This is a genomic window from Pseudoalteromonas phenolica (genome assembly GCF_001444405.1).
GTDB lineage: Bacteria > Pseudomonadota > Gammaproteobacteria > Enterobacterales > Alteromonadaceae > Pseudoalteromonas > Pseudoalteromonas phenolica.
Genome location: NZ_CP013187.1, coordinates 3,060,931 through 3,083,761, shown reverse-complemented (window position 1 = coordinate 3,083,761; position 22,831 = coordinate 3,060,931). Strand labels below are relative to the sequence as shown.

Here is a 22,831-nt window from a genome sequence, read left to right as displayed (position 1 = left end):
TATGTTATAAGACATTTTAAATAAGGTGCTAGCAGTAGGTTAATTTCGAGTGAATGAGTTTATAAAATGAGCTTTACTATTTTGGTCTGTGATGATTCTGTTGTTGCCCGCAAACAAGTGATTCGCTGCTTGTCATCTGCATATGACGCAACAATTTTACAAGCTAAAAATGGAATTGAAGCCCTAGAGGTTTTAAACAGCCATCAAGTAGATTTACTCTGTTTGGATTTAACTATGCCAGAATTGGATGGTGTAGGGGTTTTGCAAGCTGTAAAGTCACAAGTCATAGAAACTTTTGTTATTGTCATCTCAGCTGATATTCAACCAGAAATGAAAGCGCGAGTTAAGCAACTTGGTGCAATTTCATTTATTGAAAAACCCGTTAAGCCTGACGTGTTGCTAAATATTTTGCATACTTATGGGCTTAGGTAAGTCCTCATTCCCCTTTTTAAATTCTTCTTTTTATTTCAATTACGTTACATCAAGGTCTATTTTTACCACTAATTCGATTTCAACTTGAGTTTTTTGCATAATAATTTCAATAAAGACGGTTGCATGCTGTCTGATTTTCGGGCAGTCTAATAATTATGAAAACAATGAATTCAATTACGACCATTATTACAACCACCATCCTGACTGGATAGTGGCATAGGTCGTTGCGCATTAGAAAAAGGCCTGTGTTCACTTAGAACACAGGCCTTTTTTCGTTTTTGGAATGAGGAAAAAATTATGCGAGTTTTAAAATTTGGCGGCTCTTCGCTCGCCGACTTTGATTGTCTCAAACGGGTCAAGCAATTGATCGAGTCTCAAGCAGGCGAGCAAGCCTTAGTGGTGCTTTCGGCCCCAGGCGGTATGACTGACCAACTTGTTGAGTTAGCTAAGCTTGCTGAGCAAGGTGTTGACTACAGTGTTCAGTGGCAGGCTTTGCTAAATCGTGCGGACAGTTTAAAGCGTGAAGTCGAGCAGTTAGACTCTGTTGTCGCTCATTGGCCAAGCTTTGCTGAGCTAAGTGATAAGCTAGCAGGGGTTAAATTACTTAAGCATTGCCCAGAGCAAGTTAATGCCTTTGTGATCAGCTTTGGGGAAAGAGTGAGTGTTGCACTAATGGTTGCCATGCTAGGTCAAAGGGCTACATACCTAGAAGCAACGCAATGTATCGAGACTCAGGGCGGGCATCTTGATGCTGAGGTAAACCTAGTTGCGAGCGAGCTGCGCTTTTCAGAAGTTCTAAAGTCGCAACCTGCTGATTTCTATATTATGCCGGGCTTTACAGGGGTTAATAACCAAAGTGAACTAACAACCTTAGGCCGCAATGGTTCAGACTATTCTGCAGCTGTAGCAGCGGCCTGTTTAAAAGCCGAAGTCTGTCAAATCTGGACTGATGTTGATGGCGTTTATAATGCCGATCCGCGTTTTATCAAAAAAGCCAGCAAGGTAGACAGTTTATCTTATAAAGAGGCGATGGAGCTGTCATATTTTGGCGCTAAAGTTCTGCATCCAAAAACGATCTTACCGTGTGCGAAAGTTGGCGTGCCATGTGAAATTAAAAATACTCATAATCCTGATGTGCCAGGTTCTGTGATCTCAAATGAATGCCAGAGCGACGAAACTGTTAAAGCCATTTCATCGCTAGAGAATTTGGCGATGTTGACGGTGTCTGGCCCAGGCATGAAAGGCAAAGTTGGCATGGCTGCACGTGTTTTTAGTGCGCTTGCCAATGATAATGTTTCTATTGTTTTGATCACGCAATCATCGTGCGAATTCAGCATCAGTTTCTGTGTGCATGAAGAAGATTTGAATTTAGCCTTAAGCGCGCTTGAACAAGCATTTGAACTTGAGTCGCAAGCTGGGTTGATTGAACCTGTACAAGTACAACGCGAACTGGCTATTGTGACTTTGGTCGGTGATAACATGAAAGCACACAAAGGACTTGCTGCTAAGTTCTTCGATTCACTGGCGCAAGCGCAAGTTAATATCGTGGCCATTGCTCAAGACTCTACTGAAAGTGCAATCTCAGCTGTGGTAGATGGTGCACTGTGTAATGATGCGGTAAAAGTCTGTCACGAAAACTTCTTCACTCATGTACCTTCAATTGATGTGTTTTTATTAGGTTGCGGTTTAGTCGGTCAAGAACTGGTTAAGCAGCTTGAAAAACAGCAAGATTGGCTAGCACAGCGTAATGTCAAGCTTAACCTTTATGGTGTGGCAAATTCACGCAAGCTTTTACTGGATGCAAACGGCATTGAATTTGGTGCATGGCAAGATCAATTGGAGCAACAAACTTCAGGTTTTGAGCTGGCTAAAGTAGAGCAGTTTGTTAGAGAGAATCACCTTATTAACCCTGTGCTGGTGGATTGTAGCTCGTCACAACAACTAGCAGATCAATACTATGACTTTTTAGATGCGGGCTTCCATGTGGTTGCTGCAAACAAAAAAGCCAATACAGGGAGTTTTAAATACTATCAGTCTTTAAAAAGTGCAGCGCAAAAACGTCAGCGCAAATTCTTATATGAAACAAACGTGGGCGCAGGCCTGCCGGTACTAGACAACTTACAACTGCTTTTTGGTGCAGGTGATGAGTTATTGTCATTTAACGGTATTCTTTCTGGTTCACTCTCGTATATGTTCGGTGTACTTGAAGATGGTTTAAGTTTGTCAGAAGCGACTGCAAAGGCGAAAGCGAATGGCTTTACAGAACCCGATCCGCGAGATGATTTATCAGGAACGGATGTCGCGCGTAAGCTTTTGATCATCGCTCGTGAATCAGGCCTTGAATTAGAGTTGTCAGATATTGAAGTTGAAGCGGTTGTTCCTGAGTCATTTGCGCCAGGTACAAGTGTTGATGAGTTTATGGCTAAGTTACCTGAACTTGATGCGCCATTTGCTGACAAAATTCAAAGTGCCGCGAGTGAAGGTAAGGTGTTGCGCTATGTCGGCAGCATCGAAAACGGTAAATGCAAAGTGGGTATAGAAGCGGTTGATAAGCAACATGCACTTTATGATATCCGTGATGGTGAAAATGCTTTGGCAATTTTGAGTCAATACTATCAACCACGCCCATTTGTTATTCGCGGATATGGCGCGGGTGCTGAGGTGACGTCAGCGGGTGTGTTTGCAGATATCTTAAAAACACAGTCGCGTTAAGGAGTCGTTATGATTAGTTTTTATGCACCAGCGTCTATCGGCAACTTTTGTGTTGGTTTTGATTCACTAGGCGCTGCACTTGCGCCAATAAGCGGTGAATTACTTGGTGATGTGGTAAATGTTAAAGCTGCAGAGCAAGACACGTTTGTTTGTTCAGGCCCTTATGCCGATAAATTACCGGGTGAGGCCCATGAAAACTTGGCCTATCAGTGCTTAGTCCATTTTCGTGAACATGTGGCACCAAGTATGCCGTCGGTTTATCTCGAGCTTGAAAAACGTTTACCAATTGGTTCAGGTCTCGGTTCGAGTGCCTGCTCTGTGGTAGCGACTTTTGCTGCTTTGAATGAGTTTGCGCAAACAAATTTAAGTCAAATTGAGCTGATTGAATTAATGGCCGATTTTGAAGCGAAAGTCAGTGGCGCTCGCCATTATGACAACATCACGCCTTGTTATTTAGGTGGTTTGCAATTGACCGCTGACCTTGTGCCTAACAAAGCTTTGTCTGTGCCTGTTGATTCCGATTGGTACTATGTCGCAGCTTATCCTGGTTTTGCATTAAATACTGCAAAAGCGCGTTCTGTATTGCCAAAGCAAAGAAGCAGCTCAGAAGCCATTGAATTTGCACAGCGTTTGTCGAGTTTTTGTCTTCTTATGCAAACAGAGCAATTCGATTTAGCGCTCTCTCTGATGAAAGATGATATGGCAGAGCCGTATCGACACGCTTTAATCGCTGGGTTTACACAAGCTAAAACAGCGCTACCTAAACTTGGCGCTGAGCTGGTAAGTATTTCAGGTGCAGGTCCCACACTCTTTACGATTTGTAAAACAAAACAAGCGGCAGAGCAGTGTCAAGCTTGGTTAAACGAATACTATATTAATGAACACGGTTTTAGCCATATTTGTAAGCTAGACCATAAAGGCACGCGTGCCATTTCACAAGGAGAATAATCAATGCAACTTGTAAACTTAAAAGATGCCACGCAGCAAGTGTCTTTCACTACGGCTGTTAAAACAGGTCTTGGTCGTAACCAAGGGGTATTTTTCCCAAAGCAATTAAGTAAATTAGAAAATATCGATGCGCTGCTTGAAAAACCATTCGTAGAAAGAAGTGCCGAAGTATTGAGCCACTTAATTGGTGATGAGCTACCAAAAGATACGTTAGCTGAAATGGTTGCAAGTGCTTTTAACTTTCCAGCACCGCTTAAGCAAATTGGTGACAAACAATATTGTCTAGAATTGTTCCATGGCCCAACGTTGGCATTTAAAGATTTTGGCGGACGTTTTATGGCCGAATGTATTGGTTTATTTAACCAAGGTGAGCGTGTCACAATTTTAACTGCGACCAGTGGTGACACTGGGGCTGCGGTGGCACATGCTTTTTATAACAAGCCAAATGTCGATGTCGTTATACTTTATCCTGAGGGTAAAATCTCGCTCGCTCAACAAAAGCTATTTACGACGTTAGGTGGAAATATTCATTGCTATGCGGTTGAAGGCAGCTTTGATGATTGCCAAGCGTTGGTTAAGCAGGCGTTTTTAGATGATGAAATGAAAGAAAAGCTGGGCTTAAACTCTGCCAACTCTATCAATATCAGCCGTCTAGTTGCGCAAGTGTGCTATTACTTTGAAGCCGTTGCGCAATTACCTGTAGAGCAAAGAGGTAACGTGCATGTTTCTGTACCAAGTGGTAATTTTGGTAATGTGTGTGCGGCTATGATCGCTGCTGCTTTGGGATTACCTATTGCAAACTTGTCTGCAACTACCAATCAAAATGACACTGTACCTCGTTATATGGCGTCGGGTGAATGGTCGCCAAATGCCACATTAGAGTCGTTATCAAATGCAATGGATGTGAGTAAACCTAATAACTGGCCTCGAGTTGAAACTATGTTGGATCGCGGTGATTTTGATAAACATGAGTTTTATTCAAGAAGTGTCTCAGAAAGTCGCACGCAAGCGGTAATGAAAGAGATTGCAGCATCCGGTTACGTTATGGAACCGCATACCGCCATTGCGCTAGAAGGTCTGACTTTAGATAAAACTGAAAGTGCTGTGGGGATCTGCTTGGCAACGGCGCACCCTGCGAAGTTTAAATCTTCAGTAGAAGAAGTGCTCGGGCAAGAGATAGCAATGCCTAGCGTGTTACAAGATGCCTTAGACAAAAAGTGTTTAGCGGAGCCAATGAAGGCTGATTATACGCAATTGAAAGCGGCTGTTTTTGCTAAATTACTGTAATATTTAATCGCCAAGGGCGAGCTGTTGCAAACTGAAAAAGTTTACCAAACTCGCCCTATATAAATAACACTTATTTATTCTTATCTTATTCATTTGTTTTTTTAATATTTAAATAAAAAAATATCATTACATAAACACTGTGAAATAATTTCAATCCCTGTTTAAATATGTTCAAGCCGAAATTATAGGCATCAGACGCATAACTGCGTACAATACAGCTTTTACTACCCTAAACGTGTACCTAGGAGACCCCATGTTAGAACGTAACATGAACATTGCAGATTTTGATCCTGAATTAGCAAATGCGATTGCACTTGAAACAACTCGTCAAGAAGAGCACATCGAGCTTATCGCTTCTGAAAACTACTGTAGCCCACGTGTTTTAGAAGCTCAGGGTTCTCAATTAACGAACAAATATGCTGAAGGTTACCCAGGTAAGCGTTACTACGGTGGTTGTGAGCACGTTGATGTTGTTGAGCAACTGGCTATTGACCGTGCTAACGAGCTTTTCGGTTCTACTTATGCAAACGTACAACCTCACGCGGGTTCACAGGCAAACGCGGCAGTATTCCAAGCGCTTCTTCAGCCACATGACACTGTATTAGGTATGAGCCTTGCGCACGGTGGTCACTTAACGCATGGTTCTCACGTAAATTTCTCTGGTAAAACGTACAATGCTATCCAGTACGGTCTTAACGAAGAAACTGGTGAGATCGATTACGCACAAGTTGAAGCATTAGCACTTGAGCACAAGCCAAAAATGATCATCGGTGGTTTCTCAGCATACTCAGGTATCGTTGACTGGGCTAAGTTCCGTGAAATCGCTGACAAAGTAGGTGCTTACCTATTAGTTGATATGGCACACGTTGCAGGTCTTGTTGCTGCTGGTGTTTACCCAAGCCCAGTACCTCACGCACACGTTGTAACGACTACGACGCACAAAACTCTAGCGGGTCCTCGTGGTGGTCTTATCATCTCAGCTTGTGATGACGAAGACATCTACAAGAAGCTAAACAGCGCAGTATTCCCTGGTGGTCAAGGTGGTCCTCTATGTCACGTTATCGCTGGTAAAGCGGTTGCTTTCAAAGAAGCACTACAGCCAGAGTTCAAAACTTACCAAGAGCAAGTTGTTAAGAATGCACAGGCAATGGTTGCTGTTCTTCAAGAGCGTGGTTATAAAGTTGTTTCTGGTAAAACAGACAATCACTTATTCTTATTAGACCTAATCGACAAAGACATCACAGGTAAAGATGCTGATGCGGCACTTGGTCGTGCTAATATCACTGTGAACAAAAACTCAGTACCAAACGACCCACGCTCACCGTTTGTAACGTCTGGTCTTCGTATTGGTTCTCCAGCTATCACGCGTCGTGGCTTCAAAGAAGCTGAGTCAGCAGAGCTTGCAGGTTGGATCTGTGACGTACTAGACAACATCAACGATGAGTCAGTACAAGCTGAAGTAAAAGAGAAAGTAAAAGCTATCTGCGCTAAATTACCAGTTTACGCGTAATTTCGCTCACAAAATCAAAGAATTTTGTTATGATTGAGGCCGCATTTGCGGCCTTTTTTATATTTTTTCACAAGTGATTATCTATGCATTGTCCATTTTGCACCGCTAAAGAAACAAAAGTCATTGATTCCCGTTTAGTCGGCTCCGGTCATCAAGTCCGTCGTCGCAGAGAATGTGTGTTATGTCATGAGCGCTTTACGACGTTTGAAGGTGCCGAACTAGTTATGCCTCGGGTAATTAAACAAGATGGTTCTCGAGAGCCATTCAATGAAGACAAACTATTAAATGGTCTGCACCGCGCACTAGAAAAACGCCCGGTTAGCACTGAGCAAATTGAAGAAGTCGTACATCAAATTAAATCGCAAATTCGTGCTACGGGTGAGCGTGAAGTGGCAAGCCATATGATTGGTGAATGCATTATGGAAGCGCTGAAAAAGCTCGATAAAGTGGCCTATGTCCGCTTTGCTTCCGTATACCGCTCATTTGAAGATATTAGAGAGTTTGGCGAGGAAATCGCGAGGCTTGGAGATTGATGTTTAGCGAGCAAGATAAAGAATTTATGCAGCAGGCCATCTCGCTTGCCGCAAAAGGCCGTTTTACCACTTCACCTAACCCTAATGTGGGCTGTGTTATCGTAAAAGATGGCAATATAGTTGGTCAGGGGTATCACCAAAAAGCGGGTGAAGGTCATGCCGAAGTTCATGCATTAAAGATGGCTGGAGACAAGGCACTAGGCGCAACCGCTTATGTTACCTTGGAGCCATGTAGCCATTATGGTAGAACCCCGCCTTGTGCAAAAGGCCTAATCGATGCTGGAGTTAGCCGCGTTGTTGCAGCCATGGTCGATCCTAACCCAGAAGTCGCAGGTCGCGGCTTGCGCATGTTAGAAGAGGCAGGCATTGAAACCGCTTCTGGTTTGTACGAACAGGCTGCAAGAGATTTAAATCCTGGTTTTTTAACTCGAATGGAAACGGGCTTACCTTATATAAGTTGTAAATTGGCTGCGAGTCTAGATGGCAAAACCGCATTAAAAAATGGTGAGAGTAAATGGATCACCTCAAGTGCAGCTCGTCAAGATGTGCAGTTTTTACGTGCTGAGCACTGCGCCGTGTTATCGGGGGCTGATACTGTGCTGTTTGATGATGCTAAATTGAATGTACGACTTTCAGCAGAGCAGCTTGAGCTTGCAGAAGGGATGTCGGTTCGCCAGCCTATTCGAGTCATTATCGATTCTCAAAACCGTTTATCTCCAGATTTAGCATTATTCTCAATTAATAGTCCTATTATAATTTTAAGAACAAAAGCAGATACAACACACCAGTGGCCTGAACATGTCACAGAGCTGGTGGTTGATTCCATGAATGATAAGGTTGATATCAAAAAAGCGTTAATGCAATTAACTGCGTATGGTATCAACAGTGTATTCGTTGAAGCTGGCGCGACGCTTGCGGGTAAGTTTCACGAATTAAATCTTATCGATAATTATATTCTTTATTTAGCACCTAAAATTATGGGTCAAGATGCGCGAGGTTTATTTAACGTGCCAGAGTTGACGCAGATGGCAGATGTACAGAGCCTACAATGGCACGATATTAAGCAAGTTGGCGATGATATTCGTTTAACAGCATGCAAAGTAGCGCAAAAAGGTTAAGTTTTATGTTTACAGGTATCATTGAAGCAACCGGTAAGTTGACTGAGTTGACACAAAATCAAGGCGACCTAACGGTTCGTGTAAGTAGCCCAAATTTAGACATGGGTGATGTACAGTTAGGCGACAGCATCGCAACAAATGGTGTGTGTTTAACGGTTGTTGAAAAATTTTCTGATGGTTTTCGTGCTGATGTTTCAAATGAGACCTTGAAATTGACGCAATTTGCTCAATATAAGCTAGGGCAAACAGTTAATTTGGAAAAAGCATTACAGCCAATTTCGCGCTTAGGTGGTCATTTAGTCTCTGGCCACATTGATGGCATTGCGACAGTCGTAGCGATTTCACCTAATGCCCGCGCAACAGAATATTGGTTAGAAACGTCCAGTGAGCTGATGAAATATATTCCATATAAAGGCTCAGTAGCCATTGATGGTATCAGCTTAACTGTAAATGAAATTAAAGATTGTCAGTTTAAGCTGACAATTGTGCCGCATACAGCACAAGAGACAACCATTGCTGAATTTAAAGTGGGCAGTAAAATTAACTTAGAAGTGGATCAAATTGCACGTTATTTGGAACGCTTAGTACTTGGAGCTCAAGAGCCTGCACAAAGCTCTACTCTCACAATGAACTTATTGGCAAACGCAGGCTTTATTAAGTAGCGAATTAATTAAACAGGTAAATTATGAACTTGAACAGCGCACAAGAGATCATCGAAGACATTAAAGCCGGTAAAATGGTTATCTTGATGGATGATGAAGACCGAGAAAATGAAGGTGACTTAATCATCGCAGCCGAGCATATTTCAGCGGACGCCATAAACTTCATGGCAACCCACGGCCGTGGTTTAATTTGTTTAACTATGACTCAAGAGCGTTGTCAGCAAATTGATTTACCATTAATGGTGAGAAATAATGGCGCGCAATTCTCAACTAACTTCACTATGTCTATTGAAGCAGCAAAAGGTGTCACTACAGGTATTTCTGCTGCTGACCGTGCTCGTACAGTACAGGCAGCTGTTGCTAAAGGTGCAGTGCCAACAGACATCGTGCAGCCAGGTCATATCTTCCCAATTATGGCGCAACCTGGTGGGGTATTAACTCGTGCTGGTCATACAGAAGCAGGCTGTGATTTAGCGCGTTTAGCAGGTTTAGAACCCGCTTCAGTCATTGTTGAGATCTTAAACCCTGACGGTACCATGGCACGTCGTCCGCAGTTAGAAGTGTTTGCTAAAGAACACGGTTTAAAGATTGGTACTATCGCTGACCTAATTGAATACCGTAACTTAAACGAGACAACTATCGAAAAAGTTGCGCAGTGTAAGTTACCAACTGAATATGGTGAATTCGATTTAGTTACTTATAAAGACACCATTGATAACCAGCTTCATTATGCTTTACTCAAAGGTGAGGTTTCAGAAAGTGATGCAACGCTCGTGCGTGTTCACTTACAAAGCACCTTTAATGATGTCTTACTATCAGACAGAGGCGCTGATCGAAGCTGGAGCTTGCATGGTGCGATGAAGCACATCAGCGAAAATAACGGTGTGCTGGTTATTCTGGGTAAACAGGAACAAACTGAAGACATCGAGCACATGGTAAAAGCATTTGCTGCGCAAGATGCGGGCGAAACTGTGAATCAGCGCAAATTCCAAGGTACGTCTCGTACAGTTGGTGTTGGCTCGCAGATCTTAGCTGATTTAGGTATTCAAAAAATGCGCCTAATGAGTATGCCGAAAAAATATCATGCACTTTCAGGTTTCCACCTAGAAGTCGTTGAATACGTAGAGCCTAAATAATTGAATGAAAAAGCCCGTTGATGACAGCGGGTTTTGTTATTTGGGGTTAACCAAAACTGTGCTATTATGCGCGCCAATTTGGCAATTGCTTATTGCGTACTCGGCGCACTTTGATTGCAAAGTACGAAACATTAAGAAGATTAGGACCATCTAATGAAGATTATTGAAGGTAACAAATACGCTCCTGGCAAAAAATTTGCCATTGTTATTTCACGTTTTAATGATTTTATCGGTAGCAGCTTACTTGACGGTGCTGTTGACGAGCTAAAGCGTGTTGGTGGTGTTAAAGAAGAAGACATCACAGTGGTATATGTACCAGGTGCCGTTGAGTTACCATTAGCAGCTAAGCGTTTAGCGATGAAAAAAGAGCACGATGCAATCATTGCATTAGGCGTTATCATCCGTGGTGGTACACCACATTTCGACCTAGTTGCTAACGAGTCAAATAAAGGACTTGCAAGCGTTTCATTAGACTATGATATTCCGGTAGCATTTGGTGTATTAACCACGGAAAGCATTGAGCAAGCCATTGAACGTGCGGGCACTAAGATGGGCAACAAAGGCGGCGAAGCAGCCCTTGGTGCACTAGAAATGGTGAACGTGCTAGAGCAAATTTAAGAGGATCCTCAGTGAAACCAGCAGCAAGACGTAAAGCACGTATATTAGCGCTTCAAGCCGTATACTCTTGGCAATTAAGTGGCAACCCGATTGCCGATATTGAGCAACAAATGTTGATCGAGAATGATGTATCTAAAGTAGACGTAGAATACTTTAAAGATCTTGCTCGCGGTGTTGCAGTAAACGTAAAACAATTAGATGAGCTTGTTAAGCCACATCTTTCTCGCCCGTTTGAAGACTTAGATGAAGTTGAGCGTGCAGTATTACGTTTAAGTGCATACGAACTTAAGTTCCGTGAAGATGTACCATACAAAGTAGCAATCAATGAAGGCATTGAACTTGCGAAAATCTTTGGTGCTGAAGACAGCCATAAGTTTGTGAACGGTGTTTTAGACAAAGCAGTTAAAGCAGTTCGCAAATAAAGGCAAACAATTTGGAGAGCCGGCTTAGGCCGGCTTTTTTATGTATGAAGGAATTTGAGTTAATCAATCGATTTTTCACCGGCCGTGGCATTACTCGACGTGATGTAGACTTAGGCATAGGTGATGATTGCGCCCTAGTTACTATCCCTGAAGGCTGCCAATTAGCGGTCACCACAGATACGCTGGTTGAAGGCGTTCATTTCTTTTCTGATATTTCTCCTAAAGCCTTAGGACACCGAATTTTAGCGGTAAACTTAAGTGATTTGGCTGCAATGGGGGCAGAACCAGCTTGGATATCCATTGGCTTGACGCTACCTAATGTTGATGAAACTTGGTTGGAACAGTTCACTGAAGGTATGCACGATATTGCTGAATACTATAACGTGCAACTGATCGGTGGTGACACCACGCAAGGCCCATTAACGATTACCGTGTGTGCTAAAGGTATTGTACCAAAAGGTAAAGCGTTAACTCGAAGTGGTGCTAAAGTGGGTGATTGGTTATATGTGACTGGTGACCTAGGAGATGCCGCTTTGGCAATTGAAGCACGTAAACAAGGCTGGGAACTCAGTGATGAAGATCGCAGTTATGTTCAGAAAAAGTTTGATTATCCTGCTCCGCAAGTTGCAGCTGGTCAGGTTTTACGTGGTTTAGCAAATTCAGCCATTGACATTTCTGACGGTTTACTGGCTGATTTGAATCATATCCTGACCCACTCAGGTGTTGGTGCGACTATCCATGCGGATAAAGTACCGGTGTCAAATGCACTTAAAAACTTACCAGATGAAGAAGTACGTTTAATGCTGGCAATGGCCTATGGTGATGATTATCAATTGTTGTTTACTGTGCCTGATAGTAATAGAGTAGCAGTTGAAAAACGCTTGGCGGAATATGGTGTCACACCAACCTGTATCGGGCAAATCAACGCAAATGCTGGCGATGTATCGCTACTTTATAAAGATAAACCTTGGCCATTTCCCGCAACTGGCTTTGAACATTTTAGTTAGGAGTCAGTTTGGCTAAGCAGTACAAATTTGATATTCGTAAACCTCACCAATTCTTTGGTTTGGGTTTTGGTTTAGGGCTTGCCCCGTTTGCCCCTGGCACATTTGGTACCTTAGGTGCGTTACCGCTTATTTTCATTACAGCTAGTTACCCATTATGGCTGCAATGTGTTTTTGCAGTTGTGATCAGTGTATTTGGTATTTGGGTTTGCGGACAAACGGCTAAAGATGTTCAAGTTCATGATCATCCAGCAATTGTTTGGGATGAAGTGGCTGGCTTTTACATTACGATGATAGGCGCAGCATTATCTTGGAAAGCACTTTTAGTTGGCTTTTTATTATTCAGATTTTTCGATATTGCCAAACCAGGTCCCATTAGAATGTTAGACAAAAAGCTGCATGGTGGCTTCGGGATCATGGCTGATGACATTTTAGCGGGTATTTTTTCGTTGATTTGTGTACAAGCTTTGTTTAAAACTGGTTTCTTAGTAGCTTAATCAATAAAAGATTGTGAGAGTATGATCAAAAAAACCTTGCTAGTGTCTTGGCTGTTTATACTGATGAGTTTTTCAGTTTCAGCGGCTATTAATGACTATATTGTGAAGCAATGGAATGTACAAAATGGCTTACCCTCACAATCAATTAAAAGCTTGGTGCAAGATCAACAAGGCTATGTTTGGCTTGGTACTCAGTTTGGCTTAAGCCGATTTGACGGCTTTCAGTTTCGAAATTTTACAACGCAAAACACGCAATTCTTACAAACCAATGCTATTCATAAACTACTGTTAGACAGACACGGTAAGTTATGGATTGGTACCAAGCGCGGTTTACACCGTTTAAACCCTCATACACTTGATGTTTTGTCATTCAATATTAAAGGTCCTATCCTCGATATTGTTGAAGACAAACAAGGCGATATCTGGGTTGCAGGAAATGGCTTATTTTACATTGGCAATGACAGTCAAGCACAACGCGCTTTTGATGCAGCTGAAGACAATAAAAAGTTTCCTGTTAATCGAATTAATCAGATTGTTGGCAGCGTATCCAAAATAGCGCAAGGCACAGATGGTTTATGGTTGGTGAATGAGCGTAACCTTCTCAAAATAACCAAATCTGCCACAAATCGCAGAGATGTTTTTCGCCTTGAGCTTGGTTTTAGGTTAGCCTTGCCTGAACAATTAGCGCAAACAATCGTACATGATTTAGCTTGGATTGAAGGGCGTTTATACCTAGCGTCTGAACTTGGTGCTTATTTCTTAGATATTGACCAAGTATTGAGACGGTATACTGAATTAGGTAATGGTGCAGTCTATAAATTTATGAATGACCCTGACACAGGGTTGTGGGCGTCCACATCAACTCGTTTGATGTTTAGAGAGGGAATATCTGACTGGCGCTATGTTGAGCCGATTCATGCAGACCAATCGATTTGGTTCTCAGACATGTTTAAAGATGCAGAAGGCAATATTTGGTTAGCCAGTTTGAATGAAGGTCTTTGGTTCGCGCATACCGGTAATATTGCTCGGCATATGATTGACGACAACACTCAGCAGGGCATAACTGCAACGACTAAAGATAATCAAGGCAGAACTTGGATAGCGTCTAGAAGTGGTGTGGGATACTTAAATAATGATGACTCTTTACAAGTGGTTATTACCCCTGAAGCATTAAAAAACAGTACAGTATACGAGCTTGAATTTAGTGGCAATAGCCTATTTATAGGCACTGAGCGTGGTGCTCTGATATATGAGCAAGGGGTGCTGCGATTATTACCGTTTCGAGAGTTACGACAAACCCCTGTGTTAGCCATTACCCCGTCACAACGTGGGGGGATTTGGATAGGTACAGGTAGTGGTATGTACCGTCTTGAGTATTCGGGTCTAACGCCGTTTGCTTACAATGCTTTTTTAGGCAGTCAATTCGTCACCTATATCAATGATCAACCGAATGTAGGGTTTATAGGCACCAATAAAGGAGCTTATCAATTCAATCAAAAGGGAATCGAGAAACTCGGTGGGCAAACATCTCTTGAATCCGCTTATGTTACCAGTATTTTGTATATTCAAGGTGTAGCTACTTTGGTTGGCTCGTGGAATGATGGCTTATTCTATCGCACTGCAAAAGGGGATTGGTTTCAACTAGATGCATCAAATGGCCTTCCTCACGGTTCAATTTCTTCTCTTTACTATGATGAACAGCAGGCACTTATTTGGGTCAGTACCCGTAAAGGGGTATATCGCTTACCTGCAGCGCAATTTACCCACCCTATCAGTAACTTAAAAGTGGAACAGGTTATTAGCCAGTTTGACCGCCAACTAGATGGTAAGGTTGGTCGTTGTTGTTCTGGATTTGGCGGCGATGCGGTATTAGAAAAGCAGGGGGCAATTTGGTACCCAAGCTCTCAAGGGGCTGTTGAAATTCCCAAAAATGTGGAGTTATTTGGTTCAAAAGAGTTATCCCCGAAACTTGAAGAGGTTATTACGCAAGATAGAGCGATAGTCGCGAGTAAATTTTCTGAATTACTTAAATTAGACACCAGTGAACGTGATATCACGATTAATTACACTGCAATTGATTTTTATGCACCGACGAGTATTGAGTTTAGATATCGTTTAACAGGAAAAGAAAATACCGAATGGCGGGAAGTATTTAATCGCCGAGAAGCGATATATACGAACTTAGAGCCAGGTTTGTATAACTTTGAGTTACAAGTTAAGCGAAAAGGTGAAGGCTGGCAACAGGCGAGAAGTACTTCACAGCAAATCGAGATACCGAGACGTTTTGATGAAACTGTGTATTTTAGGTTATTAATTACACTTGGGTTTGTCCTATTGTTTTATGTATTCTTTTGGATTTTTAGAGCCCAAGAGAGACGTAAGCAGCAAGCGCTTGAATCTTTAGTGGCAGAGCGTACCATGGCACTGCGTCAAGCGAACGACAAGCTTAACCAAGTAAACACTCAGATGAAGCTAGTTAGCCATACAGATGAGCTCACAGGTCTTAAGAGCCGTCGTTTCTTATTCGATCAACTTCCTAAAGATGTTGAACATTACCAGCGTAATTCAAAGTCATTACAACAACAGAATAAGCGCTTGGTCCTGTTGATAATCAACGTTGATAACTTTAGTAAAGTAAATGATGCCTATGGACCCATTGGTGGAGATAGCTGCTTGCAACAGCTTGCAACCTTATTAAATACCAGAACGCAAGGCTCAGATTATGTAGCACGTTGGAGTGGCGATGAGTTCTTATTGTTGCTTCGTGACTTTAAACGTGACGCAATCGAAACTTATATAAAAGAGCTGTGCCGTGCCATTGCTGAATGTGACTTCCAATTACCCAATGGTAAGTCGATTAATATGACGGTGTCTATGGGGTGGTCATTTTACCCTCTGCCTCTGCTGGGTGGGCAAGTGATAAGTTGGGAGGCCTCAGTGAATTTAGCGGATGTCGCACTTCATCAAGTTAAGCAACGTGGCGGTGATGGCGCTGCAACTATCACATTTGATGACCAGTTGGATGCGTTTGAGTTTGAGCAAACAAGTAATGTTGAATCACAATTACAAACATTACAGGCAAATGGGCTCGCAGATGTGAAAATTTGGATGCGTTAGTTGTTTATACTGGCTCTTCACTAATAATTTAAAAGCATAAAAAAAGGAGCCTAGGCTCCTTTTTTAAGCTTCAGTGCTTCTTAAAGTAGCGCGTTAATACGCTGCTCGATTGAATTAGCACATAAGCCCATTTCTGCATGCATTTCATCTTGCGTACCGTGCTTGATGAACTCATCAGGAATACCAAATAACGTCACAGGCGTTTGTATACCTTGTGAGCCAAGAAACTCCATAACAGCACTGCCAGCACCACCGGCAATGGCATTATCTTCAAGACAAACAAAGCGGTCATGAGTTTTGCTTAGCTCAACAAGTAAAGCTTCATCAAGCGGCTTAACAAATCGCATATCAACTAAAGTTGTATTTAAGTTTTCAGCGGCTTGCTTGGCATTATGAAGAAGTGTGCCAAAGCTTAAGATGGCCACTTTCTCACCTTTACGGATCACATTGCCTTTACCAATTTCATATGCTTGCATCTGAGTTTGTACATCACTGTCACCGGCACTACCGCGAGGGTAACGCACCGCAACAGGCTGGTTACACTGGTAACCTGTGTAAAGCATCTGACGGCATTCGTTGGTATCACTTGGTGCCATGATGATCATGTTTGGAATACAGCGCATAAAGCTTAAATCATAAGCACCTTGGTGAGTTTCACCGTCAGCGCCTACAATACCTGCGCGGTCAATTGCAAACAGTACTGGTAAATTTTGTAGCGCGACATCGTGAATAAGTTGGTCATAAGCACGTTGTAAGAAACTTGAGTAGATAGCAACTACAGGTTTAAGGCCTTCACATGCGAAACCTGCACCTAGTGTTACAGCATGCTGCTCTGCAATGGCAACATCAAAATACTGCTCAGGAAACTCTTTTGAGAAACGCACCATACCTGAACCTTCACGCATCGCTGGCGTAATCGCCATAAGCTTAGGATCTTGCGCTGCCATGTCACATAACCAATCACCAAATACTTTTGAAAAAGTAGGAGCGCCTGGTTTAGACTTTGGCAAGCTGTGCACGCTAGGATCGAACTTTGGTACGCCGTGGTAACCAATTGGGTCGGCTTCAGCTGGTTTGTAACCTTTACCTTTTTGCGTCTTGATGTGCAAGATCTGAGGGCCTTTCAGATTACGCATATTTCTTAGCGTATCAACCAACATATTGACGTCGTGACCATCAATTGGACCAATGTAATTTAAACCAAGCTCTTCGAAGAAAGTACCAGGTATCACCATGCCCTTTAAATGCTCTTCCATACGGCTGGCAAGCTCTTTAACAGTCGGTACACCAGAAAGAATTTTCTTACTGCCTTCGCGAATATTTGTATAAAAGCTACCAGAAAGAATGCGTGCAAAGTGGTTGTTTAGTGCGCCTACATTTTCAGAGATAGACATCTCATTATCATTTAAGATAATCAGCATGTCGGATTTTATATCTCCGGCGTGATTCATGGCTTCGAACGCCATACCAGCGGTGATCGCACCATCACCTATCACTGCAACGGTTTTACGGCCTTTACCTTCTTTCTGTGCAGCAATTGACATACCTAATGCAGCTGAAATCGAGGTACTTGAATGCCCAACACTGAAGGTATCGTATTCACTTTCTTCTCGGAAAGGAAAAGGGTGTAACCCATCTTTTTGACGGATCGTATGCATAGCATCACGACGACCGGTTAAGATTTTGTGTGGATACGCTTGATGGCCTACATCCCAGATTAATCTATCTTCAGGTGTGTTATAAACGTAATGTAAAGCCACAGTCAGTTCGACGGTGCCTAAGCCTGAAGCCAAGTGACCACTGCTCTGAGAAACCGAATTAAGTAAGTAATCTCTTAATTCGTCGCTCAGCTTACCCAGTTGGGGCTGTGGTAATTGACGTAATTGCGCCGGTTCATCAACCAAGGCGAGTAATGGGTACTTGCTACTGTCCAGTTTCATTCTTTCAACATGTGTCCTACGCAAACCTCGTTCGATTATATACAAAGGTTTACTTAATTTTTATAAATTTTGCTTTGTTCGTCATCAATACGTCATAAAAGAGTACTAGTGATCACGCTCAATTATATATTTCGCCAGCTCTGCCAATACATCGGTATTATGAGGTATTTCATCAAGTGCAAGCAGTGCATCAGCTACTAATTGATGTGCTTTTTGTTTTGCACCATTAAGGCCGAGTAAAGCTGGATAAGTTGACTTGTGATTATCTAAGTCAGAACCTTGTGGTTTACCTAACACCGCAGTATCGCCTTCGATATCTAAAATATCATCTTGTACCTGAAAAGCGAGGCCAAGGTTTCTACCATATTTTTCAAGGGCGGCAATAATGCTTTCTTCGACATCCGGAGCACACAGGGCGCCTAACTGAATTGCGCATTTCAAAAGTGCGCCAGTTTTAAGCCTATGAATACGCTCAAGCTCTATTAGTGTAATTGACTTGTCTGTAGCTGCAATGTCAAGTGCTTGGCCGCCCACCATGCCTTGCAAGCCTGATGCAACGGCAAGGGCATTAATCATTTTGATTTGTTGCTTTGCAGGTACAGAAAACTCATGAACACTCAAAAACTCAAATGCTAAGGTCTGAAGTGCATCACCAGCTAAAATAGCTTGGGCTTCATCATAAGCGATATGACAGGTTGGCTTACCACGACGCAGATCGTCATCGTCCATAGCTGGCAAATCATCGTGGACTAAAGAATAACTGTGAATGCATTCAATCGCAGCTGCGGCGACATCTAGATCGGATTCCTTAGCACCTAATAGCTTGCCTACCGTGTAGACCAAAAAGGGCCTTAACCTTTTACCACCGTTATTAATACTGTAAAAAGTTGCTGATTTCACAGTATCATCGGTATCTAGAGGTATAGAAAAGTAGTTGCTGATATAACTATCTAAGCGGTTTTGTGCCGTACTTATATGCTCAAGTATATTCACTGCGAGGTCTTAATCTAATTCATTTGGCATTGGTGTTACAGGTGTCTCTGGGTCGTTACCCATCAATATTGAGACTTTTTGTTCTGCACTGCTTAACTTTTCATTAGAGGCATTGGCTAATTGAACACCACGTTCAAATTGCTTTAAGGATTGTTCCAAAGTCAGACTACCTTGCTCCATAGCCTGTACAATGCCTTCTAGTTCGGTCATTGCCTCTTCAAAACTTAGATTTTCAGGTTTTTTTGCAGCCATAGTACATCTTGCTCAGCAATTTATTTTAAAGGTAGCAATTTTAGGGGGATTAGCGACTCAGGTCAAAGCTTGTTGCGGGCAATCGTTGCGAATCAGTTTATTTTTTGCCTAATGTGGGCTTTAATCGAATTTTCACAACGTAATTGAGTTAAGATATTCAAGATGTTGCCGATAAAAGTCTTACTGAAAGCTAAGCTTTTCACTGTAACATAGGCACAAGGTTTGCAAATATTCGAATTAAGCATGATATTTGTAGTTGCCACTCAAAAAATTGACTTCGAGTGTCAGAATAAAAAAGTAATGATAAGTATTCTCTGGAGGGGATAGTGGATTTAGCAACCGTTATCGGAATAGTAGGTGCAATAGGTTTGGTCATCATGGCAATGTTCATGAGTAGTAATGGTGACTTGGCCATGTTTGGTGATGGCCCATCTACCGTCATTGTATTCGGTGGCTCTATTTTCATCGTACTCTCAAACTTCACCATGAGCCAATTCTTAGGCATTGGTAAAGTCGTCGGCAAAGCCTTTATGTTCAAGATTGAATCTCCGGAAGAGCTCATTGAAAAAGCAGTTGAATTGGCTGACTCTGCTCGTAAAGGTGGCTTTTTGGCCTTGGAAGAAGCTGAAATACCTAATGCATTTATGCGTAAGGGCGTTGATATGTTAGTAGACGGTCATGATGCTGACGTTGTGCGCGCCACTTTGTTAAAAGACATTTCACTCACCACGTCACGGCATGAATTAGGTGCTAACTTATTTAAATCCTTGGCAGACATCGCGCCTGCAATGGGCATGATCGGAACGCTAATTGGTCTAGTTGCCATGTTATCAAACATGGACGACCCAAAAGCGATTGGTCCTGCAATGGCGGTAGCACTCCTTACAACGTTATATGGTGCGTTCCTTGCCAACGTAGTTGCTATTCCTATTCAGGCGAAACTTGAGTTGCGTAAAGATGAAGAAGAACAAAATCAACGTTTAATCTTGGATGCAATTTTGGGTATTCAAGATGGTCAAAACCCGAAAGTAATCGAAGGTATTTTGAAGAACTACCTACCTGAGTCGAAACGCGGCAGCGACAAGGAGGAGTAGTATGTCAGACGAACAAGAATGTAAATGTCCTCCTCCCGGGCTACCCGCTTGGATGGGAACATTTGCCGACCTCATGTCACTTTTGATGTGCTTTTTCGTTTTGCTGTTAGCCTTCTCTGAGATGGACGTATTGAAGTTTAAACAAATTGCAGGCTCGATGAAGTTTGCATTTGGTGTACAAAACAAAATAGAGGTAAAAGACATTCCTAAAGGTACCAGCGTAATTGCAATGGAGTTTACACCAGGTAAACCTGAACCTACACCCATTGAAACTATCCAACAGCAGACCGTAGAGATGACACAGCAAATGTTAGAGTTTCAGGCTGGTGATGAGGCCTCTGCGGGGGGGCGTCAAGAGCAGCGTGGTAATAAGCGGGGTGGTGAATCGCAAAGTACCTCACAAGAGCAATCTATGGAGCAGGCTATTTCTGCTGCTGATCAAGAGCAGGTGAATGAACTGGTTAAGAAAATTGCCCAGCAAATGGAAAAACAAATCATGGACGGGGCAATTGAACTTGAGTCTCTTGGACAGCAAATCATTATTCGTATCCAAGAAAATGGCGCATTCCCCTCTGGTAGTGCATTTTTACAGCCCAAGTTCAAACCAATTATTCGTGAAATTGCAGAATTATTAAAAGATGTACCAGGTGAAATAACGGTCTCTGGTCATACTGATGATTTTCAGGTTACCAATGAGCTTTACTCTAATAACTGGGATTTATCAGCAACCCGTGCTGTTGCAGTTGCCAGCGAAATGGTTAAAGCATCTGGGTTTGATAAAAATAGAATGGTTGTCGTTGGTCATGCTGATACGCGCCCGTTAGTACCGAATGAAAATGATACAGATAGACGCCGAAATCGCCGAGTAGAGATTTCTATTTTACAAGGTAAAGCAAAAGAATCTGATCCTATTGAATTGCGCGGTAACTAATTTTTTCATTCTTTAGGATTGTATTTCTTGATAGATGATTCGAATTCAGCTAATTTGAAGATGAATTATCTATCAAGGAGAAATACCATGTCTATTTTAAGTAAATATGCTTACATTCCAGGCAATAACGGTGATGGTGCTGATGACAATGATGAGCCACCAAAGTCAAAAGAGAAGTCGTTAGATTAATCATTTAAAGACTAACTTCACAATATGTCATTCGATTTAAACAGTTCTTATTTTAATCAGTTTTTATTATTAATAAGAGATCATGCGACGTTATTGACATTTATTTCGGTTGCTCTGTTTGCATTATTAAGAGATGACAAAGCGCTTCGATATGCGGCACTGTGTGCCGCATTTTATGTTATTGGCTATTTTTCTTTTCCTTTGATCAAGCAAGTTGATGCTGATTTGTATGTTATCCGCTACGTATATTGGGCCTTTAGTGACATTGTTTTTATGGCGATATTAGCTGTATGGGCATTGAAAGATAAGGTTTATCTGTGGCAAAGCATACTTGCACAACTTATTGTGCTTCCAGCCCCAATCATGCAGTTATTTAGGTTAGTAGATAGGCACTATTTAGACTTGAGCTACTCTACTTACCTTTATAAAAGTATTTTGCCTTTGGTCAATATCCTTACTGTGATCCTGTGTTTTTTACCTGTGGTATACGTTTTAAAAAAACCAAGTAAATCAGTTGCAAGCTAAGTAATAAACTCTCAACTGATTGTTAGGTTAGTTGATATTGATATCAGTGAGTTCAACATTGATACCCGTATCTGAGTTTGCACTGGTTTTAGCTGCTAATTTAACAAATGTTTTACTGCCTTGGCTATTTGGGATAATAATGTCTGTCATGGCAAATCTGCAGCTTTGAATTAAGTTTTCTTGTTGTACTGAAGCGTTTAAACAAGCTGTTTTTGTAACGTTATTACTACGTACTTCTTCACAATAAGCAGGATTTAAACTGCTACTCAGCTGTTCATCAACATCATCTAAAGAAAGTAAAATTCTAAAATCGTTATTGTCACACTCCAAAGGCACGATTTTTTGATTGTTAGATAAATCACCTTGCAAAAACCTTTGTTCATCAGAGTTTTGATACCAGACTGTTAAAGTGCTTTGAAGTAAGTTTGTGGGCATGGATACAGGACTTCCTTTAGCGCGCCAATCAGCCAAAGAAGATAGTTCGGGTAAAGCAAATGACACACTGAGTTCTGGTGTGTATTTGAATTGTTGACCTGTTTTGATTGAGTTGTTGTCAGAACCTTGCCAAGTATCAGTCACGTCTGCACCAAAGATATTCGCAACTAGCTCACAAAGAGGAGTTGTTCCTTTATAAGATGTTTCTGCAAGGCTACTTGATCTATTAGTAAAGTAAGTCACTTGAGGTTTTGTCTGAAGTGTATCACCTTCGATTTGCCAATAAGCAATATTAGTTTCTTGCTTATTGAAATGTCTTTGCGCCGAGAAGTTACCACCACATTGCGCACTATCATCCACGGCGGGCGCTGTGTTGTCCTTTGAGAGAGGCTCACTGCCTCCACCACCACATGCAGTTAAAAAAGAGCATGAAAGAAAGAGTAAAGGGTATTTCATGAAACTACCTTGATGTTGAG

The 22,831-nt window shown here is 42.0% G+C and carries 21 protein-coding genes; 17 read left to right on the top strand and 4 right to left on the bottom strand.

Annotated features, from left to right (window positions below):
- Positions 1-66: 66 nt before the first annotated feature.
- The 14 genes from PP2015_RS13755 (at position 67) to PP2015_RS13690 (ending at position 15,996) form a co-directional block, all read left to right on the top strand.
- Positions 67-432 (top strand): response regulator, encoded by a 366-nt coding sequence (locus PP2015_RS13755; RefSeq protein ID WP_058030855.1) that lies wholly within the window; start codon positions 67-69, stop codon positions 430-432.
- A 297-nt stretch (positions 433-729) separates the two neighbouring features.
- Positions 730-3,144 carry a bifunctional aspartate kinase/homoserine dehydrogenase I gene (gene thrA, locus PP2015_RS13750; protein WP_058030854.1) on the top strand — a complete coding sequence of 805 codons (2,415 nt, stop codon included), beginning with the start codon at positions 730-732 and terminating at the stop codon, positions 3,142-3,144.
- Positions 3,145-3,153: 9 nt separating this feature from the next.
- Positions 3,154-4,092 (top strand): homoserine kinase, encoded by a 939-nt coding sequence (gene thrB / locus PP2015_RS13745; protein WP_058030853.1) that lies wholly within the window; start codon positions 3,154-3,156, stop codon positions 4,090-4,092.
- Positions 4,093-4,095: 3 nt separating this feature from the next.
- Positions 4,096-5,379, top strand: coding sequence for a threonine synthase (gene thrC / locus PP2015_RS13740; RefSeq protein ID WP_058030852.1), 1,284 nt, complete (start codon positions 4,096-4,098; stop codon positions 5,377-5,379).
- Positions 5,380-5,632: 253 nt separating this feature from the next.
- Positions 5,633-6,889, top strand: a complete 1,257-nt coding sequence (gene glyA / locus PP2015_RS13735; protein ID WP_058030851.1) for a serine hydroxymethyltransferase — start codon at positions 5,633-5,635, stop codon at positions 6,887-6,889.
- An 83-nt stretch (positions 6,890-6,972) separates the two neighbouring features.
- Positions 6,973-7,422 (top strand): transcriptional regulator NrdR, encoded by a 450-nt coding sequence (gene nrdR, locus PP2015_RS13730; RefSeq protein WP_058030850.1) that lies wholly within the window; start codon positions 6,973-6,975, stop codon positions 7,420-7,422.
- Positions 7,422-8,540 carry a bifunctional diaminohydroxyphosphoribosylaminopyrimidine deaminase/5-amino-6-(5-phosphoribosylamino)uracil reductase RibD gene (gene ribD / locus PP2015_RS13725; protein ID WP_058030849.1) on the top strand — a complete coding sequence of 373 codons (1,119 nt, stop codon included), beginning with the start codon at positions 7,422-7,424 and terminating at the stop codon, positions 8,538-8,540. The genes nrdR and ribD overlap by 1 nt, the downstream gene beginning before the upstream one ends.
- A 5-nt stretch (positions 8,541-8,545) precedes the next feature.
- Positions 8,546-9,202, top strand: coding sequence for a riboflavin synthase (locus PP2015_RS13720; RefSeq protein ID WP_058030848.1), 657 nt, complete (start codon positions 8,546-8,548; stop codon positions 9,200-9,202).
- A gap of 23 nt (positions 9,203-9,225) precedes the next feature.
- A complete protein-coding gene (ribBA, locus tag PP2015_RS13715) occupies positions 9,226-10,338 on the top strand; it encodes a bifunctional 3,4-dihydroxy-2-butanone-4-phosphate synthase/GTP cyclohydrolase II (protein ID WP_058030847.1) in 1,113 nt (370 codons plus the stop codon).
- Between the two features lie 153 nt (positions 10,339-10,491).
- The gene (ribH, locus tag PP2015_RS13710) at positions 10,492-10,956 is read left to right on the top strand and encodes a 6,7-dimethyl-8-ribityllumazine synthase (RefSeq protein WP_058030846.1); all 465 of its coding nucleotides are present in this window, start codon (positions 10,492-10,494) and stop codon (positions 10,954-10,956) included.
- Between the two features lie 11 nt (positions 10,957-10,967).
- Positions 10,968-11,378 carry a transcription antitermination factor NusB gene (nusB, locus tag PP2015_RS13705; RefSeq protein WP_058030845.1) on the top strand — a complete coding sequence of 137 codons (411 nt, stop codon included), beginning with the start codon at positions 10,968-10,970 and terminating at the stop codon, positions 11,376-11,378.
- Between the two features lie 44 nt (positions 11,379-11,422).
- Complete coding sequence (gene thiL, locus PP2015_RS13700) at positions 11,423-12,385, top strand: thiamine-phosphate kinase (protein WP_058030844.1); 963 nt, start codon at positions 11,423-11,425, stop codon at positions 12,383-12,385.
- A gap of 8 nt (positions 12,386-12,393) precedes the next feature.
- On the top strand, positions 12,394-12,879 hold the full coding sequence (locus PP2015_RS13695) for a phosphatidylglycerophosphatase A family protein (RefSeq protein ID WP_058030843.1): 486 nt from the start codon (positions 12,394-12,396) through the stop codon (positions 12,877-12,879).
- 24 nt (positions 12,880-12,903) lie between these two features.
- A complete protein-coding gene (locus PP2015_RS13690) occupies positions 12,904-15,996 on the top strand; it encodes a diguanylate cyclase domain-containing protein (RefSeq protein ID WP_058031649.1) in 3,093 nt (1,030 codons plus the stop codon).
- 80 nt (positions 15,997-16,076) lie between these two features.
- Here PP2015_RS13690 and dxs read toward each other — a convergent pair whose 3' ends face one another.
- From dxs to PP2015_RS13675, 3 genes are all read right to left on the bottom strand, one after another.
- Entirely contained in the window at positions 16,077-17,936 is a 1,860-nt protein-coding gene (gene dxs / locus PP2015_RS13685) for a 1-deoxy-D-xylulose-5-phosphate synthase (RefSeq protein ID WP_058030842.1), read from the bottom strand.
- Positions 17,937-18,041: 105 nt separating this feature from the next.
- Positions 18,042-18,929 carry a (2E,6E)-farnesyl diphosphate synthase gene (gene ispA, locus PP2015_RS13680; protein WP_058030841.1) on the bottom strand — a complete coding sequence of 296 codons (888 nt, stop codon included), beginning with the start codon at positions 18,927-18,929 and terminating at the stop codon, positions 18,042-18,044.
- A gap of 9 nt (positions 18,930-18,938) precedes the next feature.
- Complete coding sequence (locus PP2015_RS13675; protein WP_058030840.1) at positions 18,939-19,181, bottom strand: exodeoxyribonuclease VII small subunit; 243 nt, start codon at positions 19,179-19,181, stop codon at positions 18,939-18,941.
- A 326-nt stretch (positions 19,182-19,507) separates the two neighbouring features.
- Here PP2015_RS13675 and pomA point away from each other — a divergent pair, with 326 nt between their 5' ends.
- The 3 genes from pomA (at position 19,508) to PP2015_RS13660 (ending at position 21,920) form a co-directional block, all read left to right on the top strand.
- Positions 19,508-20,275 carry a flagellar motor protein PomA gene (gene pomA / locus PP2015_RS13670; RefSeq protein ID WP_058030839.1) on the top strand — a complete coding sequence of 256 codons (768 nt, stop codon included), beginning with the start codon at positions 19,508-19,510 and terminating at the stop codon, positions 20,273-20,275.
- A 1-nt stretch (position 20,276) separates the two neighbouring features.
- Positions 20,277-21,206 carry a flagellar motor protein MotB gene (locus PP2015_RS13665; RefSeq protein WP_058030838.1) on the top strand — a complete coding sequence of 310 codons (930 nt, stop codon included), beginning with the start codon at positions 20,277-20,279 and terminating at the stop codon, positions 21,204-21,206.
- Positions 21,207-21,419: 213 nt separating this feature from the next.
- Positions 21,420-21,920 carry a hypothetical protein gene (locus PP2015_RS13660; protein ID WP_058030837.1) on the top strand — a complete coding sequence of 167 codons (501 nt, stop codon included), beginning with the start codon at positions 21,420-21,422 and terminating at the stop codon, positions 21,918-21,920.
- A gap of 27 nt (positions 21,921-21,947) precedes the next feature.
- On the opposite strand, the gene PP2015_RS13655 is transcribed toward PP2015_RS13660, so the two are convergent.
- Positions 21,948-22,811: a hypothetical protein gene (locus PP2015_RS13655; protein ID WP_128724916.1), complete on the bottom strand. Its 864-nt coding sequence runs from the start codon at positions 22,809-22,811 to the stop codon at positions 21,948-21,950.
- Positions 22,812-22,831 lie beyond the last annotated feature (20 nt).

Excerpts from the sequence above, each read along its gene's own strand:
- PP2015_RS13755 (WP_058030855.1), top strand. The coding sequence starts at position 67 with ATGAGCTTTACTATTTTGGTCTGTGATGATTCTGTTGTTGCCCGCAAA.
- thrA (WP_058030854.1), top strand. The coding sequence starts at position 730 with ATGCGAGTTTTAAAATTTGGCGGCTCTTCGCTCGCCGACTTTGATTGT.
- thrB (WP_058030853.1), top strand. The coding sequence starts at position 3,154 with ATGATTAGTTTTTATGCACCAGCGTCTATCGGCAACTTTTGTGTTGGT.
- thrC (WP_058030852.1), top strand. The coding sequence starts at position 4,096 with ATGCAACTTGTAAACTTAAAAGATGCCACGCAGCAAGTGTCTTTCACT.
- glyA (WP_058030851.1), top strand. The coding sequence starts at position 5,633 with ATGTTAGAACGTAACATGAACATTGCAGATTTTGATCCTGAATTAGCA.
- nrdR (WP_058030850.1), top strand. The coding sequence starts at position 6,973 with ATGCATTGTCCATTTTGCACCGCTAAAGAAACAAAAGTCATTGATTCC.
- ribD (WP_058030849.1), top strand. The coding sequence starts at position 7,422 with ATGTTTAGCGAGCAAGATAAAGAATTTATGCAGCAGGCCATCTCGCTT.
- PP2015_RS13720 (WP_058030848.1), top strand. The coding sequence starts at position 8,546 with ATGTTTACAGGTATCATTGAAGCAACCGGTAAGTTGACTGAGTTGACA.
- ribBA (WP_058030847.1), top strand. The coding sequence starts at position 9,226 with ATGAACTTGAACAGCGCACAAGAGATCATCGAAGACATTAAAGCCGGT.
- ribH (WP_058030846.1), top strand. The coding sequence starts at position 10,492 with ATGAAGATTATTGAAGGTAACAAATACGCTCCTGGCAAAAAATTTGCC.
- thiL (WP_058030844.1), top strand. The coding sequence starts at position 11,423 with ATGAAGGAATTTGAGTTAATCAATCGATTTTTCACCGGCCGTGGCATT.
- dxs (WP_058030842.1), bottom strand. The coding sequence starts at position 17,936 with ATGAAACTGGACAGTAGCAAGTACCCATTACTCGCCTTGGTTGATGAA.
- PP2015_RS13675 (WP_058030840.1), bottom strand. The coding sequence starts at position 19,181 with ATGGCTGCAAAAAAACCTGAAAATCTAAGTTTTGAAGAGGCAATGACC.
- PP2015_RS13665 (WP_058030838.1), top strand. The coding sequence starts at position 20,277 with ATGTCAGACGAACAAGAATGTAAATGTCCTCCTCCCGGGCTACCCGCT.
- PP2015_RS13660 (WP_058030837.1), top strand. The coding sequence starts at position 21,420 with ATGTCATTCGATTTAAACAGTTCTTATTTTAATCAGTTTTTATTATTA.
- PP2015_RS13655 (WP_128724916.1), bottom strand. The coding sequence starts at position 22,811 with ATGAAATACCCTTTACTCTTTCTTTCATGCTCTTTTTTAACTGCATGT.